Consider the following 15,881-nt stretch of genomic DNA (forward strand, 5'->3'; position numbering starts at 1 on the left):
CCGCCTTCGTGCTGCGCGTGCCGGTCGCCGGCTTGCGGCTGGCCGTCGTGGCCTTCGTGCTGCGCGTGCCCGCCGTGGCCTTGGCCGAACGGCTGCTGGTCGTCGCCTTCTTGGTGGTGCCGGCGCTTTTGCGCGCGGCCGGCTTCTTTGCCGCCGGCGCCTTGGCGGCCGGCTTGCGGCCTGCGGTGCTCGCCTTGCGCGTCCCGGCGCTGCGGCGGGTGGTGCTCATGGCCATGGGCTGCGCCCGGGGCGAGCCACTCTCGTTGTTGTCGCTCACGTGCTGGATCTCCTTACCCACTTAAATGCGGCAACGGTCGCCGTTATGGCGGCTGCTCCGCTGCGCAGATCCGGGGAAAGGATGGAGGCAGGTCCCTCAGCCTCCTCGCCCGATCGATCAGGCTTCCCGAACCGCGATGCGTCGCCGCGGACATAACGCGCACGGCGCTCTTGACAGTCGCTCGTGCGAATCGCGCTCAACCGGTGCGCGCCTGCAACACGCTATCTTCACGCGCAATCTGCTTGTCAACGAAATCCGCCGGGACCCGTTGCAAATTCGTGGCGTCTCGCTCCGCTGCTCCGCATCGCGGTGCCTGGAAGCAAGAACGCGGCGCCCACCGGCGCCGCGTTCCCGCAGGCATGGAGGTGTCTGCGCCGCGTCTAGCTGCGCTCCGTCAGTGCCGGAACCGTGCGCTGGGCGACGCCCGTGTAGTTCGACAGCGGCCGGATCAGGCGGTTGTCGGCGGCCTGCTCGATGACATGCGCCGCCCACCCGGTAATGCGGCTGGCCACGAAGATCGGGGTGAAGAGCGGGATGTCGAAGCCCATGAGGTGGTAGGCGGGGCCTGCGGGGAAGTCGAGGTTGGGGTGGATGTTCTTCTTCTCCACCATCTCGGTGGCGAGGATGCGGCTCATCTCCATCCAGCGCCGGTCGCCCACCACCTCGGCCATCTTCTCGGCGTACTTCGTCATGGTCGGCACCCGGCTGTCGCCATGCTTGTAGACGCGGTGGCCGAAGCCCATCACCAGCGCCTTGTGGTCGAACCGCCCCTGCAGCCACGCGGCCGCCTTCGCCGGGTCGCCGATTTCCGCCAGCATGTGCATCACCGCCTCGTTGGCGCCGCCATGCAGCGGCCCCTTCAGCGCGGCGATGGCCGCCGTGACGGCGCCGTGCAGGTCCGCCCCCGTGCTGGTGACCGTGCGCGCGGTGAAGGTGGAGGCGTTGAAGCCGTGCTCGGCATAGAGGATGAGGGAGACGTCGAAGGCCTTCACCACCTCGGGCTGCGGCACCTTGCCGAGCACGACGTGAAAGAAGTTCTCGGCGAAGCCGAGGCCCGGGTCGGGCGCCACCGGCTCCTGCCCCTTGGCGGCACGGTGGGCGGCGGCGATGGCGGTCGGGATCTTGGCCAGCAGCCGCATCGCCTTGCGGCGCGTCGCCGGCTCGCTGGTGTCGGCGGCTTCCGGGTCCTCCAGCCCCATGAAGCTCACGGCGGTGCGGATCGCATCCATCGGATGAGCATCGTGCGGGAAGGCCTTGATCACCTGATGCAGCGCCGGACTGATGGCGCGGTTGCCGGCCTCCTCCCGGCGGAACTCCGCAAGCTGCGCGGCAGTTGGCAGCTCGCCATTCCAGAGCAGGTAGGCAACCTCCTCGAAGCTGCACTGCTCCGCCAGGTCCTGCACGGCATAGCCGCGGTAGGTCAGGCTGTTGGTCTCCGGCATCACCTTGGAGACCGCCGAGACGTCGGCGACGACGCCGACCAGGCCCTTGCGGATCTCGGGCTGGGTATCGCTCATGGACTGGGTTCCCTGTCGTTGGAGGCGGTGGGAAGGCTGTCGCGGCGGAGCAGGAGGTCGGGCTCGCCCTCCTCGGTCCCGGCGCCGTCGCTCTGCGCGACGACGCGGAAGCCCTGCCGCCGGTAGAAGCGCAACGCAGCCGCGTTGCGGGCGATGCAGTGGAGGCCGAGGCGCGGGCCGAGCGCGGCGCCGGCGGCCGCCAGCAGCCGCGCCCCGATGCCCTGCCCGCGCCACGCCGGCGCCAGATAGAGGTGCAGCACCATCGGCCCGTGCCGCGCATCCTCGCCGAAGCCGATGTAGCCGAGCGGCATGCCGTCCTGTTCGGCCACCACCACCCGATGCTCGCGCATCAGGGTCGTCGCGATCCAGTGCGCCACGTCGGCTTCGTCATGCGCCTCGTGCAGGCCGGGCATGGCGGCCTGCCGGACGCGCCGGTGGATCGCCGCCAGCGCGGGCGCATCGCTGGCGCGCCCTTCCCGGAGGATGATCGCACCGGCGCCGGGCATCAGAAGATGCCCGGCTTGCCCTCCGCCAGCGCACCGCGCGGCAGGGCGATGTTGAGCAGGTTCAGCTCGCCCGCCGCCAGGCGCGGCAGGTCCTGCACCACCTCCAGGAAGCGGTTGCTTTCGCGGGGGGAGAGGATGCCCTCGGTCAGGATCTCGAACTTGCGGATGTAGTCCTCCCGCACGAAGGGCTTCGCCCCGAGCGGGTGGGCATTGGCGACGGCCATCTCGTCGGTCAGCGTGCGGCCATCCTTCATCACGATCTCGACGCGGGCGCCGAAGGCCTTCTCGTTCGGGTCGGTGGAGTGGTAGCGGCGGGTCCACGCCTCCTCCTCCCGGGTTTCGATCTTGTGCCAGAGGCGGACGGTGTCGGGCCGGCCGGCGCGCTTCGGCGCGTAGCTGTCCACGTGGTGCCAGCGCCCGTCCTGCAGCGCCACAGCGAAGATGTACATGATGGAGTGGTCGAGCGTCTCGCGGCTCGCCTTGGGGTCCATCTTCTGCGGGTCGTTCGCCCCGGTGCCGATCACGTAGTGGGTGTGGTGGCTGGTATGGATGATGATCCGCTCGATCGCCTCCAGGTCGGGGATCTGCTCCCGCATCCGGAAGGCCAGGTCGATCAGCGCCTGGGACTGGTACTCGGCCGAATGCTCCTTTGTATAGGTGTCGAGGATGGCACGCTTCGCCTCGCCCTTCTCCGGCAGCGGCACCTGATAGAAGGGCTGGTCATAGACCACCTCGCGATGGCTGCGGCCGTCCAGCACCCAGGCGATGACCGAATCCTCGCCCTCGTAGATCGGGCTCGGGGCGCCCTCGCCGCGCATCGCCCGGTCCACCGCCTCGACCGCCAGCTTGCCGGCATGGGCGGGCGCGAAGGCCTTCCAGGAGGAGATCTCGCCCTTGCGGCTCTGGCGGAAGGTGACGGTGGTGTGCAGCGCCTGCTGCACCGCCTGGTAGACCACCTCCTGCTTCAGCCCAAGCAGCGTGCCGATGCCCGCCGCCGCCGAGGGGCCGAGATGGGCGATGTGGTCCACCTTGTGCTCGTGCAGGCAGATCGCGCGGACGAGGTCCACCTGGATTTCGTAGCCCGTCGCGAGGCCGCGGATCAGCTCCCGGCCCGAGCGCTCCATGCTCTGCGCCACGGCCAGGATGGGCGGGATGTTGTCGCCGGGGTGGGAATAGTCGGCGGCGAGGAAGGTGTCGTGCATGTCGAGCTCGCGCACCGCCGTGCCGTTCGCCCAGGCCGCCCATTCCGGCGAGACGCCCTTGCTGGCCGGCAGGCCGAAGACCGCCGCGCCGCCCTTGCGGGGATGGCCGACCGCCATGGCGCGGGCCGTGGTCGGCGCCGAGCGGTTGATCGCGGCGATGGCGACCGAGGCGTTGTCGATGATGCGGTTGATGATCATCTCCGTCACCGCCTTGTCCACCGCCACGCGGTCCGTGGCGACGCCGGCGATCTTCCAGGCGAGTTGCTCCTCACGCGGAAGCAGCGCCTTGGACGGATGGACCTTCACCGGATGCAGTTTCATGGGTCGGCGTTCTCCCTCACCCTGTCTGAACGGATGCGAAGTTGTGCGCCGCGCCGGACGGATCGTCCATTCCGATTGAGGGGCGCGCAGGATCGCTTTTCCGTATCGCCACCATGGAATTTCGCCTCCTGCGCCGTGTCGGCCATTCCCTCGGCGTTGCCGAGGAAGGGCAATTCGGCCGCGCCGCCACTCGCCGCGCCGGTCCAGGCGCTGGAAGCGGAACTCGGCGTGAAGCCGCTGGAGCGCACCTGCGAGGGCGCGCGTGCGAGACGCGCGGGCGAGGCGCTGCCTCTCCTCGCCCGCCGCCAGGCCGAGGATGCCGGCACGCTGCAGGCGCTGGCGCACGAACTGCGCGCGGAGCGCCCCGAAGCGGCCATCATCGTGCGAGAACTCGACACCACCGATGCGCTGGAGGCGCTGCGCCGCGGCGAGGTGGACATCGCGCTGCTCCGCCCCGGCCGTGACCGCCCGCCGGGGCGCGTGCTGCCCCTCGGCGAAGATCATCTTGTCGCCGCGCTGCCGGAGGACCACCCCCTCCTGGCGCAGCCCGCCCCCTTGCCGCTCGCCGCGCTCATGGAGGAGCCGCTGCCGTTCCTGCCGCGCGCGATCAGCCCCGCCTGCTTCGATTCGCTGGTCGCCGCCTGCCGCGCCGCCGGCTTCGGGCCGCGCGGTGTCCGGGAGGCGGGTTCGGCGATGGCCCAGCTGAGCTTCGTCGCTTCCCGGCTAGGCGTCGCGCTCGTCTCGTCGGGCACGGCTCGGATGCATCCGGCGGGCGTGGTGTTCCGTCCCCTGCACGGCCCGATCCGTGCGGTTTCCGTCGCGCTCGGCTGGAACGAGGAGCGGCAGAGCGAGGCCGCGTGCGGCGCCGTCGCGCTCGCCGGCCGTGTCTTCGCGCGGCCGCCACACTGAGGCCGGGACCTTTCACACGCGCTTTTTCTCGCTGAATCAGTCGATAAGCGCTTTCTTCTCACGCACGATCTCGGCATGTTGCGACTTGGCCCGCTTCCGCAGGGGAACCTGATAACCGCAGTCCTTCCGAGGGGTGTGGCAGGTGCGGATCCGGGCGCGGTCCGGCCGGCGGTCGCCAGCCGGGCATTGGGGACGTGCGGCGTGCGTCGGGGGCGATGGCGCGCCGCACCGAGGGGGGATGCCCATGATGCTGCAGAACGGCCTTGCCGCCGTGTGCCGCGCGGCTGCGCTCGGGTTGACGGCCGCGCTCCTGTTGTTCCAGTCCATTCCAGCCGCGCAGGCGCAGATCGGCAGCAGCCGCTACGCCGCGATCGTGATGGATGCCGGCACCGGCCAGGAACTCTACGCCATCAATGCCGACGAGCCGCGCTATCCGGCCTCGCTGACCAAGATGATGACGCTCTACCTGACCTTCGAGGCGCTGGAGCGCGGGCGGCTCAAGCTCACCTCGCGCGTTCCCGTCTCGCGCCACGCCGCGGGGCAGGAACCCTCCAAGCTCGGGTTGCAGGCGGGCACCAGCATCACCGTTCGCGATGCCATCCTGGCGCTGGTGACCAAGTCGGCCAACGATGTCGCCTCGGCCCTCGGCGAACGTCTGGCCGGCGGCAGCGAGGTGGCCTTCGGGCGGATCATGACCCGCAAGGCGCGCCAGCTCGGCATGCGCAACACCAGCTTCCGCAACGCGTCCGGCCTGCCGGACGCCAACCAGGTGACGACGGCGCGGGACATCGCCATCCTCGGCCAGGCCCTGATCCGCGACTTCCCCCGGCGCTACGCCTATTTCAATGCCCGCGAGTTCGACTGGCAGGGCCGCAGCATCGGCAACCACAACAACCTGCTCGGCGAGTATGACGGAGCGGACGGCATCAAGACCGGCTATATCCGCGCGAGCGGCTTCAACCTGGCCGCCAGCGCGGTGCGCGGCGGCACACGGCTGGTCGCGGTGGTGCTCGGCGGCGCCACCACCGCCGAGCGCGACAACCACGTGATGGCCTTGCTCGATCGCGGCTTCGCCCAGCGCGGCCGCCCGGCCGACATGCTGGTGGCCGGCAACACCCCCCGGCTGATCGGTACCGCGCATGCGGCAGCCCTTGCCGCGCCTCCGCTGCCCAAGCCGCGGCCAGTGGGCCGCGCAGCGCCGCGCAAGCCGGAAGTGGCCAAGGGCGACTGGGCGGTGCAGGTCGGCGCCTTCGTCCGCTCGGCCGATGCCCGCCGCACCGCGCGGCGCGCCGCCCGCGAGCTCGGCGAGGCGCATGTCGAGCGGGTGCGGGTGGATGGCAAGTGGTTCTACCGCGCGCAGGTCACCGGCCTTTCCGCCAGCGCCGCCCGGCGGACATGCGAGGCGCGGCGCGGCCCCTGCATGGTGGTCGCCCCCTGACGCCCTGCGCCGTGGGGCGGGTTGAGGCCAGGGAGAGGCAGGCTTAGTGTCGCTCCCTTGACCGGCCATCGACACTGGACCCACGGACCCATGCAGCTCCCCTACGACCGCGTTCTGCGCGGTGACCTCGTGCTTCCCGACGGCATCCTGCGCGACGGCTATGTGGCGGTGCGCGGCGAGACCATCGCCGCCATCGGCCAGGGCGAGCTGCCGCCGACCCGCGAGGTGAACGACTTCTCCGGCAAGGTGGTGCTGCCCGGCCTGGTGGACGGCCACATGCACACCGGCAGCGCCATCGGCTGGCCGGGCATCGAGGGCGCCACCATGTCGGCCGCCGCCGGCGGCGTCACCACCGTCTGCGACATGCCCTATGACGTGCCCCGCGCCGTCACCAATGCGGGCATCTTCGGCGAGAAGGTGGAGGCGGTGAACGCGCTCTCCCATGTGGACGTGGCGCTCTACGGCACCATCACCAAGACCGGTGGCGTGGACGCCATCGCCGGGCTGGCGGAGGCGGGCGCCTCGGCCTTCAAGCTCTCCACCTATGAGTATGATGCCACGCGCTTCCCGCGCATCGACCACCCGACCATGGTGGCGGCCTTCAAGGAGATCGCCAAGACCGGCCTGATGGTCGCCGTGCACAACGAGGACCAGGAGCTGGTCGAGCGCCTGACCGCCGAGGCGAAGGCGACCGGCCGGGTGGACCCGATCATGCACGCCCGCACCCGCCCGCCGCTGGCCGAGACCATGGCGGACCTGGAGATCTTCGAGATCGGGCTGGAGACCGGGGCGCATGTCCACATCGCCCACTCCTCGGTCGCGCGCGGCTTCGAGATCGCCGAGAGCTTCCGCGGCATGGGCGGCAAGGCCAGTGGCGAGGCCTGCATCCAGTATCTCTGCATGACGGAGGAGGACCTCGTCCGCCTCAAGGGCTTCGGCAAGTGCAACCCGCCCTTCCGCACCGCCGCGGAGGTGGAGCGCATGTGGGGCGCGCTGGTGGCGGGCAAGGTGGCCTATGTCTCCACCGACCACGCCCCCTGGCAGCGCGACAGGAAGCTCGGCGACGACATCTTCGCCTGCGGCGCCGGCCTCACCGGCATGCAGTCCTTCGCGCCGCTGATGTACAGCCTGCTCGCCGAGCGCGGCCTGCCGCTGACCCTGATGGCGCGATACTGCGCCGAGCGCAGCGCCCGCTTCCACGGCCTCTATCCGAAGAAGGGCGCCATCCGGATTGGCTCCGACGCCGACTTCGCGGTGATGGAGCCCGGCGACTTCACCTTCGACGAGTCCACCATCCAGGACCGCGAGGATGCCCGCTGGTCGCCGTATAACGGCCGGCCGATGAAGGCGCGCGTCGCCGCCACCTTCCTGCGCGGCGCCTGCATCTGGGACGGCGCCTCGGTGCTGGCGCGGCCGGGCCAGGGCCGCTTCGTGCCCCGGCAGCATCGCGAGGATTATCTCGGCTGATGCGCATGGTGGTGGTGGCGGGAGCGGCGGTGGCCGCCTTCGCCCTCTGGATCTGGCTCACCGGTCCCGGCACCAGCCTGCCGCTGGCGCTCATCGGCGGGCTGATCGCCGTGGTCGCGGGCCGCCTCGCCTATCGGCTGCTGATGCCACGCTCCGCCGAGAACGACACCGCGCCGCCGCCATCGGCGCCCGCGCCAGGAGAAGGAAACCGCGATGTTTGAGGTGCGCGAGGAAAAGGATGGCAGCTTCTCCGTCTGGATCACCGGGCGCGAGCGCGTCGCCATGCTGAAGAGCGCCGCCGCCGCCGAGGCGCTGATGGACGCGCTGGAAGATGCCTGGGACGACGCCTTCATGCGCGCCGTCGCCGAGGTGCAGGAAGACTACGGCGCCGACTTCATCGATCCACTGCCGCCGGGTGGCGGCCACTGACCTGGCATCCGGCTTGCCAGCGTGTGATTGTCGAAGGCGGAGCCAGCCGGCGACATGAGCCGCGCACGCAGAAGAGGAGCGGGAGCATGATCCATGCACCAGCCTGCCTGGATCATGCTCCCGCCCTGCCGCCAGTCTGCCTGCCGCCAGTCTGCCTGCCGCCAGTCTGAAGGAGTGACCGCCCCCATGGCCCGCAACCTGACCCTTGCCGCCGCCCAGCTCGGCCCGATCCAGAAGGCGGAGGGGCGCGACGTCGTCGTCGGCCGCCTGGTGCGGCTGATGGAGACCGCGCGCAAGCGTGGCGCCGAGGTCGTCGTCTTCCCCGAACTGGCGCTGACCACCTTCTTCCCGCGCTGGTACGAGGAGGACATCGCCAAGGCCGAGCACTGGTTCGAGACGGCGATGCCCTCGAACGAGACCGCCCCCCTCTTCGAGGCCGCCCGCAAGTACGGTATCGGCTTCCACCTGGGCTATGCCGAGATTGCCCATGAGGCGGATGAGGCCGGACAGGTCCGCAAGCGCCGCTTCAACACCGCCATCTACGTCCACCCGACGGGCGAGGTGGTGCTGAAGTACCGCAAGGTGCACCTGCCCGGGCACGCCGAGTTCGACCCCAGGCGCAAGGTGCAGCACCTGGAGAAGCGCTACTTCGAGGTCGGCAACCTCGGCTTCCCCGTGGTGCGGGCGCCGATTGGGCAGGCCGGGCCGGTGAACATCGGCATGATGATCTGCAACGACCGCCGCTGGCCCGAGGCCTGGCGCGTCATGGGGCTGCAGCAGGTCGAGCTGGTGATGCTCGGCTACAACACGCCCTCGATCAACCAGGACGCCAAGGGCTTTGAGGCACACCATCTGCGGGTGCTGCACTCGCACCTCTCCATCCAGGCCGGCTGCTACCAGAATGCCTGCTTCGGCGCCGGCGTGGCCAAGGCAGGCGTGGAGGATGGCTGCGAGCTGTTCGGCCATTCCATCATCGTCAACCCGCAGGGCGAGATCATGGCCCAGGCGACGAGCTGGGACGACGAGCTGATCGTGGCCGACTGCAACCTCGACCAGTGCACCCTAGGCCGCACCAGCATCTTCAACTTCGCCGCTCATCGCCGGCCGGAGGCCTATGGCCGGATCGTCGAGCAGGTCGGCAGCGTGGCGCCGCCGGAATGGCAGCCGGCGGCCAGGGCGGCGGAGTAAGACTCCCCGGGGGAAGGAGTTCCCCCTGTTCCCCTTCCTTCTTCTGGCAGTTCCCCGCGCGGACGGCGGGCGCAGGCCAAACTGACAAGAAGAAGATGGGGGCTTGGGGGAATTCCTTCCCCCGATCTTTTTCCGCAGGGGTTGCCAGTACCGCCCCCCGGGTCAAGGCTACCGGCCGGACCGAGATAGCCGGAGCCTGCCGAATGCCTTCCGAGACCGAATCCCGCATCGCCGCCGTCGCCTCCGAGGCGACGGCTTGGCGCCGCGACATCCACGCCCATCCCGAGCTGGCCTTCCAGGAGCACCGCACCAGCGACCTGGTCGCCGGCCTGCTCCAATCCTGGGGCATCGAAGTGACGCGCGGCATCGCCGGCACCGGCCTGGTGGGCACGCTGCGCGGTGGCAAGGCGGCGAAGGGCGGCGCCAATGCCGGCCGCGCCATTGGCCTGCGCGCCGACATGGACGCGCTGCCGATGCAGGAGATCACCGGCCTGCCCTACGCCTCCACNCAGGAGATCACCGGCCTGCCCTACGCCTCCACCGTGCCGGGCAAGATGCACGCCTGCGGCCATGACGGGCACACCGCCATGCTGCTGGGCGCCGCCAAATACCTCGCGGAGACGAAGAACTTCGACGGCACCGTGCACTTCATCTTCCAGCCGGCCGAGGAGGATGGCGGCGGCGGCCGCGTCATGGTCGAGGAAGGGCTGTTCACCCGCTTCCCCTGCGACGCCGTCTTCGGCATCCACAACGATTCGCGCAGCGAGGCCGGGCAGTTCATCGTCACGCGCGGCACCACCAACGCGGCGGCGGACTCCATCAGCATCCGCGTGCTCGGCCTGGGCGGCCATGCGGCGCGGCCGCACCAGGCGGTGGACCCGGTCGTGGCGGCGGCGCATGTGGTCGTCGCGGCGCAGACCGTCGTCAGCCGCCACACCGACCCGCTGGATTCCGCCGTGGTCTCGCTCTGCATGATCCACGGCGGCACGGCGCGCAACGTCATCCCCGAGGAGGTGACGATCGAAGGCACCGTGCGCACGCTGAAGGCCGAGACGCGGGATGCCGTCGAGCAGCAGCTCCGGGAGGTGATCACCGCCACCGCCGCGGCTCATGGCGCCAAGGCCGAGATCACCTATGAGCGCGGCTACCCCTCGGTGGTGAACAGCGACGCGCCGGTGGAGCGAGCCCGCCTCGCCGCGGCGAAGCTGGCGGGTGAGGAGCGGCTGGTGCGCGAGCGCCCGCCGACCATGGGCGGTGAGGACTTCTCCTACATGGCGCAGACGGTGCCGGGCTGCTTCATCCGGCTCGGGCAGGCGGACCCGTCGAAGGAGAACTTCTCGACCCACCACCCGCGCTACAACTTCAACGACGCCATCCTGCCCACCGGCATCGCTTTCTGGGCCAGCCTGGTCGAGCAGGAGCTGGCGCCGGAAGGCTGAGGGGCGTCGCTCAGGCGGTCGCCAGCAGCGCCTGCACGGCGGCGGCCTGGCAAGGCTCAATGACCGGCACGCCGGCGGCATCCTCGACCGCCGCGCGGTGCCCCGCCATCCCGGCGCAGCCCAGGATCACCGTTTCGGCGCCCTGCCCGACCAGTTGCCGCGCGGTGTCGCACAGTGCGGCGCGCGCGGCCCGCGGATCGGTCAGCGTTTCCATCGGCAGGTTCAGGGCGAGGCTGGCGGCCAGCCTCCCCTCCGCTCCCATGGCCTGCAGCGCCCGCCGCTGGCGCGCTTTCGATGCTTCAACGAAGGCGATCACGCCGAACCGCTCCGCCCGCGCCAGCGCCGCCGCCACCGCCGCGCGGAAGGGGCCGAAGACCGGGCGCCGCGTCGCCGTCCGCACCGCTTCGAGACCGGGGTCGGAAACGCAGGCGATGATGTAGGCCAGCGCCGGCTCGGCCTCGACCATGCGGCAAAGCGGCTCGGCAACCCCGAACCAGTCGCGCCAGGTCACGATTGCCGGCGGTCCTTCCGGCAGGGAGACGACCTCGAAGGCTGGCCCGCCGGGCAAGGCGAAAGGCGCCAGGCTTTCCGCGATCCCGCGTGTGCAGCTTTGCGAGGAGTTTGGGTTGATGACCAGGATTCGGTTGCCCATCTGGTCAGCATCCTCGCCACGGCCTGCCCGTGCAAGCCGGGCGGCGCCGTGCCTTCCCTTGATCGGGACAGCGGGGCATGCCCTAGTGTGCGGCGCACACGGAAACGACCCGGTTACGGGGCCCAGAACGATAAAGTCAGGATCATCAGCCCATGGACCGCCCCACGCAGCGCTGGGAACCCGACCGCAGCGCCGAGCAGCCGCAGCCTCTGCCGCCCATGACCACCATGCTTGGCCGTGGCGCGACCAACCGCTGCCCTGTTTGCGGCCAGGGCAAGGTGTTCCAGGGCTTCCTCCGGCTGGCGCCGGAATGCACGCATTGCCACACCCGGTTCGCCGGCCTGCGCGCCGACGATGCGCCGCCATACTTCACCATCTTCATCGCCGGTCATCTGCTGCTGCCGCCGGTTTTCTGGGTGGAGAGCGCCTACCAGCCGCCGATGTGGGTGCATATGGCCGTCTGGCTGCCGCTCTTCGCCATCGTCTGCACGCTGATGCTGCGGCCGGTGAAGGGCGCGGTGGTCGGCTGGATGCTGCGCCTCGGCTTCACGGGGGACGACCATGACATGCCGGCGCTGCCGCTGAGCAGCCCACCCGACCAGAAGCCCTCGTCGGGGCGGCATGACGGCTGAGCAGCGCCTGCACCGCATCGAGTTGCCGGACAGCGCTCCCCTCCCGAGCCCTTATGCCGAGGCCGACCGCAGCCAGGCGGTCGCCGACCTGCTGGTGTCCAACCGCTTCGATCCGGTCGGCCTGCCCCCCGGCCCCTTTGCGCTGCACCTGGAGGTCCGCGACGGGCGGCTGGTGCTCGACATCCGCGATGATGCGGACCAGCCGCTCCGCATCATCGCCCTTGCGCTCGGCCCTTTCCGCCGCCTGATCAAGGACTACCACATGGTGGTGGCCAGCCACGAGGAGGCCGTGATGGAGGGCAGTTCTGATGCCCGCATCCAGGCCATCGACATGGGCCGGCGCGGGCTTCACAACGAAGGGGCCGAGCTGCTGTGCGAGCGGTTGAAAGGCCGCGTCGCCCTGGATTTCGAGACCGCCCGCCGGCTTTTCACCCTGGTCTGCGCGTTGCACCAGCGCATCTGATCCGGTGGCGCATCCCTCCCCCCCGAAGGCAGCATGACGGTGGCGGGCGGGAGGGCCTATATGCGCGTCACACCGCATTTCCCCGCCCGCCCGCGCGCGGCCCCACGGACGGAGCCTTGCCCCCATGAAGATCGACGGCGTTCCCTATCGCAGCGTCTGGGTTGACCCGGAGGACGGCTGGTCGGTGCGCATCTTTGACCAGACCCGGCTGCCCTGGACGGTCGAGATCCTGCGCCTGACGGACGAGAAGCAGGTGGCCCATGCCATCAGGTCCATGCAGGTGCGCGGTGCGCCGCTCATCGGTGCCGTCGCCGCCTATGGCCTGGCGCTGGCGCTGCGGCGGGACGCCTCGGACGCGGCGCTGGAGAATGTCGCGGCCATGCTGGGCAAGACCCGCCCGACCGCGATCAACCTGCGCTGGGCGCTGGATCGCATGCTGCGCGCGCTGCGCCCGGTCCAGGCCGAAGGCCGCGCCGCCGCGGCCTATGCCGCCGCCGGCGAAATCGCCGAGGACGACGTGGAGACCTGCCGCCGCATCGGCCAGCACGGGTTGCCGCTTCTGCAGGCGATCGCCGCCCGCAAGCCGGGCAAGCCGATCAACATCCTGACCCACTGCAACACCGGCTGGATCGCCACGGTGGACTACGGCACGGCGCTTTCCGTGGTGTACCAGGCGCATGACGCCGGCCTGCCGGTGCATGTCTGGGTGGACGAGACCCGCCCGCGCAACCAGGGTGCCGCGCTCACCGCCTGGGAACTCGGCAAGCATGGCGTGCCGCACACGGTGGTCGCCGATAATGCCGGCGGCCATTTGATGCAGCATGGCGAGGTGGACATCGTGCTGGTTGGCACCGACCGGGTGACGCGCCAGGGCGATGTGGCCAACAAGATCGGCACCTATCTCAAGGCGCTGGCGGCGCAGGACAATGGCGTGCCCTTCTGGGTGGCGCTGCCGCACTCCACCCTGGACATGATGGTGCGCGACGGCGTGAAGGAGATCCCGATCGAGGAGCGCGACGCCCGCGAGGTGCTGGAGACCACCGGCCAGACCTGGGACGGGCGGGTGGAAACGGTGCGCGTCGCCGCCCCCGGCAGCGCCGGCGCCAACCCCGCCTTCGACGTGACGCCGGCGCGGCTCGTCACCGGGCTGGTCACCGAGCGCGGGCGCTGCGACGCCAGCGAGGCCGGGCTGCTCGGCCTCTACCCGGAGTTCGCTGCCGCCGCGGCCTGAGCCGGGCGGCCGCGCCGTGCGATTCCGCAGGCAGGGCGCGGCCGCCGACCGACTTCTGAGACGTTGCACACTTCTTGCAGACCTGTACGGTCTTTTCCGGTCGAAACCCCGGCCGCAGGGAGTGTTCCGTCTGATGCGTTCCTTTGCCTTCGCCCTCCTGTTCGCCGCGCCGCTGGCGCTCGGCGGCGCGCGCCTCGCAGCGGCCCAGGAGCCGCTGCGCACCGCCGTGGATGGCACCTTCGCGCCCCACGCCTTCCCCAAGCTCGGCGGCGGCACCCAGGGCTTCAACGTCGATCTGTTCACCGAGGTGGCCAAGCGCCTCGGCCGTCCGATCACCATCGACAGCGCCAGCTTCTCCGGCCTGATCCCGGCGCTGAACGCCGGCCGCTACGACTTCCTCGCCGCTCCGGTGACGGTGACGAAGGAACGCGCCGAGAACCTGCTCTTCACCGAAGGCTATCTGTACACCGCCTTCCAGTTCGGCATCCGCAAGGGCTCAGACCCGATCAAGAGCCTGGATGACATCCGCGGCAAGGCCATCGCGGTCAACAAGGGCTCCGCCTACGACGCATGGGCGCAGCAGAACGCCGAGAAGTACGGCTTCACCGTGCAGACCTTCGACACCCAGCCCGACGCGGTCCAGGCGGTGGTCTCCGGCCGCGCCTATGCCACGCTCGGCGGCAACACCACGGTCCGCTACGCCGCCACCCGCACGCCGATGCTGGTGCCGGACTTCGTCATCAAGGAGACGCGCGCGCACTGGGCCGCCCCTTTCCGCAAGGACAATGCCGAGTTGCGGAACAAGGTGGAGGCCGTGCTGGAGTGCATGAAGAAGGACGGCACCGTGGCCGCCCTTTCCGAAAAGTGGTTCGGCGACAAGCCGGCGCCGGATGACGCCGAGAACACCGTCTTCCCCGGCTATGGCGTGCCGGGCCTGCCGGGCTACGACCCCGCCCCGCATGAGCTGAACTGCAAGTAATCGCGCGTCCGGGGAGTTTCCGCTCCCCGGATCCTTCGGCCGCAGGCGCCGCGGCTCAGCGCTGCCGCCAGGGCAGGCCCTCGGCCTTCCATCCGGCCACGGTCCCCCGGTGCCCGTCCGCATCGGGCGGTCCTTCGAACCCGTCGGCGACGTTGAAGGCGTGGGTGAAGCCCGCCGCCTGTGCGGCCTGCGCCGCCGCCAGGCTGCGCGCGCCGGAGCGGCAGATGAAATAAAGCTTGTTCAGCGGCGTCAGCCCCGCCTTGCGCAAGTGATCGGCGAAGGCGCCGTTCACCTGCATCGAGGGGTAAACCTGCCAGGGGATCAGCACCGGCTGCTTGCCGGCGTCGCCGAGATCGGCAAGGCCCACGAAGTTCCACTCGGCATCGGTTCGCACGTCCACCAGAACGGCTTCCCCATCGTTGCGCAGCACATCCCAGACGTTGCGCGGCGGCACATCTTCAACGCTCATGGCAGCTCCTCCTTGAGCACGGTCGGTCCGGCGGAGTGTGCGGCGCGCGCGGCGCTTCGTCCATGCCGCTGGCCCTTCTTCGCCTGGACGGGCAGGATAGTGATCCGGCGGCAAAAGGGGCAGGCATGGCATTCGTGGTGGCGGTAGCGCAGCGCAAGGGCGGCGCCGGCAAATCAACCGTGGCGGCCACGCTGGCAACCACCCTCGCATTGGCCGGCCGGCGCGTGACGCTGCTCGACACCGACCCGCAGCAGACCCTCAGCCACTGGCACCAGGCGCGGCAGGGCCGGCCCCAGGCAGCGCCGCTGCATTTCGAGGCGCCTTCGGGGTGGCGCATCCCCGCCACGCTCGGCCGGGTGGCGTCGGAAAGCGACGTGGTGGTGCTCGACACGCCGCCCCATGCGGACACCGACTCCCGCATCGCGATGCGGGCGGCGAACCTCGTCCTGGTCCCGCTGCAACCCTCGCACGCCGACCTCTGGGCCATGCAGGCGACGCTGGAGCAGGCCGCCGCCGAGCACCGCCGCGTGGCGCTGCTGTTGAACCGCGTCCCTTCCAGCGGCCGGCTGCGCCAGGAGATCGCGGCTGAGCTGGCACGACGGGAATTGCCGCTCCTGGAGCCGGTGCTCGGCAACCGGACCGCCTTCGCCACCGCCTTCGGGCAGGGTCTGGGGGTGGCGGAAGCCGCGCCGCGTGGTACCGCAGCGGCAGAGGCCCGCGCCTTCGCGCAGGCCATCGAGCAAATGGCAGGGAACTAGGCAG

Annotated in this window: 18 protein-coding genes; 12 read left to right on the forward strand and 6 right to left on the reverse strand. The window is 70.5% G+C overall.

Annotated elements, in window-relative coordinates:
- The 4 genes from E0493_RS21025 to E0493_RS21040 form a co-directional block, all read right to left on the reverse strand.
- A partial coding sequence (locus E0493_RS21025) for a hypothetical protein (RefSeq protein ID WP_202397264.1) occupies nt 1-277 on the reverse strand: 277 nt, incomplete at its 3' end.
- Nucleotides 278-657: 380 nt separating this feature from the next.
- Nucleotides 658-1,794, reverse strand: a complete 1,137-nt coding sequence (locus tag E0493_RS21030) for a bifunctional 2-methylcitrate synthase/citrate synthase (protein WP_160939233.1) — start codon at nt 1,792-1,794, stop codon at nt 658-660.
- The gene (locus E0493_RS21035) at nt 1,791-2,300 is read right to left on the reverse strand and encodes a GNAT family N-acetyltransferase (RefSeq protein ID WP_160939234.1); all 510 of its coding nucleotides are present in this window, start codon (nt 2,298-2,300) and stop codon (nt 1,791-1,793) included. Before E0493_RS21035 ends, E0493_RS21030 begins: the two co-directional genes overlap by 4 nt.
- The gene (locus tag E0493_RS21040) at nt 2,300-3,823 is read right to left on the reverse strand and encodes an MmgE/PrpD family protein (RefSeq protein ID WP_160939235.1); all 1,524 of its coding nucleotides are present in this window, start codon (nt 3,821-3,823) and stop codon (nt 2,300-2,302) included. Before E0493_RS21040 ends, E0493_RS21035 begins: the two co-directional genes overlap by 1 nt.
- A 135-nt stretch (nt 3,824-3,958) precedes the next feature.
- On the opposite strand from E0493_RS21040, the gene E0493_RS21045 reads away from it, so the two are divergent.
- The 7 genes from E0493_RS21045 (at nt 3,959) to E0493_RS21075 (ending at nt 10,693) form a co-directional block, all read left to right on the forward strand.
- On the forward strand, nt 3,959-4,732 hold the full coding sequence (locus E0493_RS21045) for a LysR family substrate-binding domain-containing protein (protein WP_160939236.1): 774 nt from the start codon (nt 3,959-3,961) through the stop codon (nt 4,730-4,732).
- Nucleotides 4,733-4,976: 244 nt separating this feature from the next.
- Nucleotides 4,977-6,170: a D-alanyl-D-alanine carboxypeptidase family protein gene (locus E0493_RS21050; protein WP_235913933.1), complete on the forward strand. Its 1,194-nt coding sequence runs from the start codon at nt 4,977-4,979 to the stop codon at nt 6,168-6,170.
- A 90-nt stretch (nt 6,171-6,260) separates the two neighbouring features.
- On the forward strand, nt 6,261-7,637 hold the full coding sequence (locus E0493_RS21055; protein ID WP_160939237.1) for a dihydroorotase: 1,377 nt from the start codon (nt 6,261-6,263) through the stop codon (nt 7,635-7,637).
- Complete coding sequence (locus E0493_RS21060) at nt 7,637-7,858, forward strand: hypothetical protein (RefSeq protein WP_160939238.1); 222 nt, start codon at nt 7,637-7,639, stop codon at nt 7,856-7,858. The genes E0493_RS21055 and E0493_RS21060 overlap by 1 nt, the downstream gene beginning before the upstream one ends.
- Nucleotides 7,851-8,066, forward strand: coding sequence for a hypothetical protein (locus E0493_RS21065; protein ID WP_160939239.1), 216 nt, complete (start codon nt 7,851-7,853; stop codon nt 8,064-8,066). The genes E0493_RS21060 and E0493_RS21065 overlap by 8 nt, the downstream gene beginning before the upstream one ends.
- Before the next feature lie 186 nt (nt 8,067-8,252).
- Nucleotides 8,253-9,254 (forward strand): N-carbamoyl-D-amino-acid hydrolase, encoded by a 1,002-nt coding sequence (locus E0493_RS21070; protein ID WP_160939240.1) that lies wholly within the window; start codon nt 8,253-8,255, stop codon nt 9,252-9,254.
- Nucleotides 9,255-9,457: 203 nt separating this feature from the next.
- The gene (locus tag E0493_RS21075; RefSeq protein WP_160939241.1) at nt 9,458-10,693 is read left to right on the forward strand and encodes an amidohydrolase; all 1,236 of its coding nucleotides are present in this window, start codon (nt 9,458-9,460) and stop codon (nt 10,691-10,693) included.
- A gap of 10 nt (nt 10,694-10,703) precedes the next feature.
- Here E0493_RS21075 and E0493_RS21080 read toward each other — a convergent pair whose 3' ends face one another.
- The gene (locus E0493_RS21080; protein ID WP_160939242.1) at nt 10,704-11,345 is read right to left on the reverse strand and encodes an aspartate/glutamate racemase family protein; all 642 of its coding nucleotides are present in this window, start codon (nt 11,343-11,345) and stop codon (nt 10,704-10,706) included.
- Between the two features lie 152 nt (nt 11,346-11,497).
- Between E0493_RS21080 and E0493_RS21085 the strand changes: the two genes are divergently transcribed.
- The 4 genes from E0493_RS21085 to E0493_RS21100 all read left to right on the forward strand — a co-directional run bounded on the left by E0493_RS21085 (nt 11,498) and on the right by E0493_RS21100 (nt 14,650).
- Nucleotides 11,498-11,977: a DUF983 domain-containing protein gene (locus E0493_RS21085; RefSeq protein ID WP_235913934.1), complete on the forward strand. Its 480-nt coding sequence runs from the start codon at nt 11,498-11,500 to the stop codon at nt 11,975-11,977.
- Nucleotides 11,967-12,440 (forward strand): UPF0262 family protein, encoded by a 474-nt coding sequence (locus tag E0493_RS21090; protein WP_160939243.1) that lies wholly within the window; start codon nt 11,967-11,969, stop codon nt 12,438-12,440. Before E0493_RS21085 ends, E0493_RS21090 begins: the two co-directional genes overlap by 11 nt.
- 124 nt (nt 12,441-12,564) lie before the next feature.
- Nucleotides 12,565-13,671, forward strand: coding sequence for an S-methyl-5-thioribose-1-phosphate isomerase (gene mtnA / locus E0493_RS21095; RefSeq protein ID WP_160939244.1), 1,107 nt, complete (start codon nt 12,565-12,567; stop codon nt 13,669-13,671).
- A gap of 133 nt (nt 13,672-13,804) precedes the next feature.
- Nucleotides 13,805-14,650 (forward strand): transporter substrate-binding domain-containing protein, encoded by an 846-nt coding sequence (locus tag E0493_RS21100; RefSeq protein WP_160939245.1) that lies wholly within the window; start codon nt 13,805-13,807, stop codon nt 14,648-14,650.
- A gap of 55 nt (nt 14,651-14,705) precedes the next feature.
- On the opposite strand, the gene E0493_RS21105 is transcribed toward E0493_RS21100, so the two are convergent.
- Nucleotides 14,706-15,119 carry a rhodanese-like domain-containing protein gene (locus E0493_RS21105; RefSeq protein ID WP_160939246.1) on the reverse strand — a complete coding sequence of 138 codons (414 nt, stop codon included), beginning with the start codon at nt 15,117-15,119 and terminating at the stop codon, nt 14,706-14,708.
- Between the two features lie 125 nt (nt 15,120-15,244).
- On the opposite strand from E0493_RS21105, the gene parA reads away from it, so the two are divergent.
- Nucleotides 15,245-15,877: a ParA family partition ATPase gene (parA, locus tag E0493_RS21110; protein ID WP_160939247.1), complete on the forward strand. Its 633-nt coding sequence runs from the start codon at nt 15,245-15,247 to the stop codon at nt 15,875-15,877.
- The last annotated feature ends 4 nt before the right edge of the window (nt 15,878-15,881 follow it).

Source organism: Teichococcus coralli (genome assembly GCF_009829925.1).
Classification (GTDB): Bacteria; Pseudomonadota; Alphaproteobacteria; order Acetobacterales; family Acetobacteraceae; genus Pseudoroseomonas; species Pseudoroseomonas coralli.

Bases quoted from the DNA above. Each gene is read 5' to 3' on its own strand.
- E0493_RS21030 (WP_160939233.1), bottom strand. From the start codon at position 1,794: ATGAGCGATACCCAGCCCGAGATCCGCAAGGGCCTGGTCGGCGTCGTC.
- E0493_RS21035 (WP_160939234.1), bottom strand. From the start codon at position 2,300: ATGCCCGGCGCCGGTGCGATCATCCTCCGGGAAGGGCGCGCCAGCGAT.
- E0493_RS21040 (WP_160939235.1), bottom strand. From the start codon at position 3,823: ATGAAACTGCATCCGGTGAAGGTCCATCCGTCCAAGGCGCTGCTTCCG.
- E0493_RS21050 (WP_235913933.1), top strand. From the start codon at position 4,977: ATGATGCTGCAGAACGGCCTTGCCGCCGTGTGCCGCGCGGCTGCGCTC.
- E0493_RS21055 (WP_160939237.1), top strand. From the start codon at position 6,261: ATGCAGCTCCCCTACGACCGCGTTCTGCGCGGTGACCTCGTGCTTCCC.
- E0493_RS21060 (WP_160939238.1), top strand. From the start codon at position 7,637: ATGCGCATGGTGGTGGTGGCGGGAGCGGCGGTGGCCGCCTTCGCCCTC.
- E0493_RS21065 (WP_160939239.1), top strand. From the start codon at position 7,851: ATGTTTGAGGTGCGCGAGGAAAAGGATGGCAGCTTCTCCGTCTGGATC.
- E0493_RS21070 (WP_160939240.1), top strand. From the start codon at position 8,253: ATGGCCCGCAACCTGACCCTTGCCGCCGCCCAGCTCGGCCCGATCCAG.
- E0493_RS21080 (WP_160939242.1), bottom strand. From the start codon at position 11,345: ATGGGCAACCGAATCCTGGTCATCAACCCAAACTCCTCGCAAAGCTGC.
- E0493_RS21085 (WP_235913934.1), top strand. From the start codon at position 11,498: ATGGACCGCCCCACGCAGCGCTGGGAACCCGACCGCAGCGCCGAGCAG.
- E0493_RS21090 (WP_160939243.1), top strand. From the start codon at position 11,967: ATGACGGCTGAGCAGCGCCTGCACCGCATCGAGTTGCCGGACAGCGCT.
- mtnA (WP_160939244.1), top strand. From the start codon at position 12,565: ATGAAGATCGACGGCGTTCCCTATCGCAGCGTCTGGGTTGACCCGGAG.
- E0493_RS21100 (WP_160939245.1), top strand. From the start codon at position 13,805: ATGCGTTCCTTTGCCTTCGCCCTCCTGTTCGCCGCGCCGCTGGCGCTC.
- E0493_RS21105 (WP_160939246.1), bottom strand. From the start codon at position 15,119: ATGAGCGTTGAAGATGTGCCGCCGCGCAACGTCTGGGATGTGCTGCGC.
- parA (WP_160939247.1), top strand. From the start codon at position 15,245: ATGGCATTCGTGGTGGCGGTAGCGCAGCGCAAGGGCGGCGCCGGCAAA.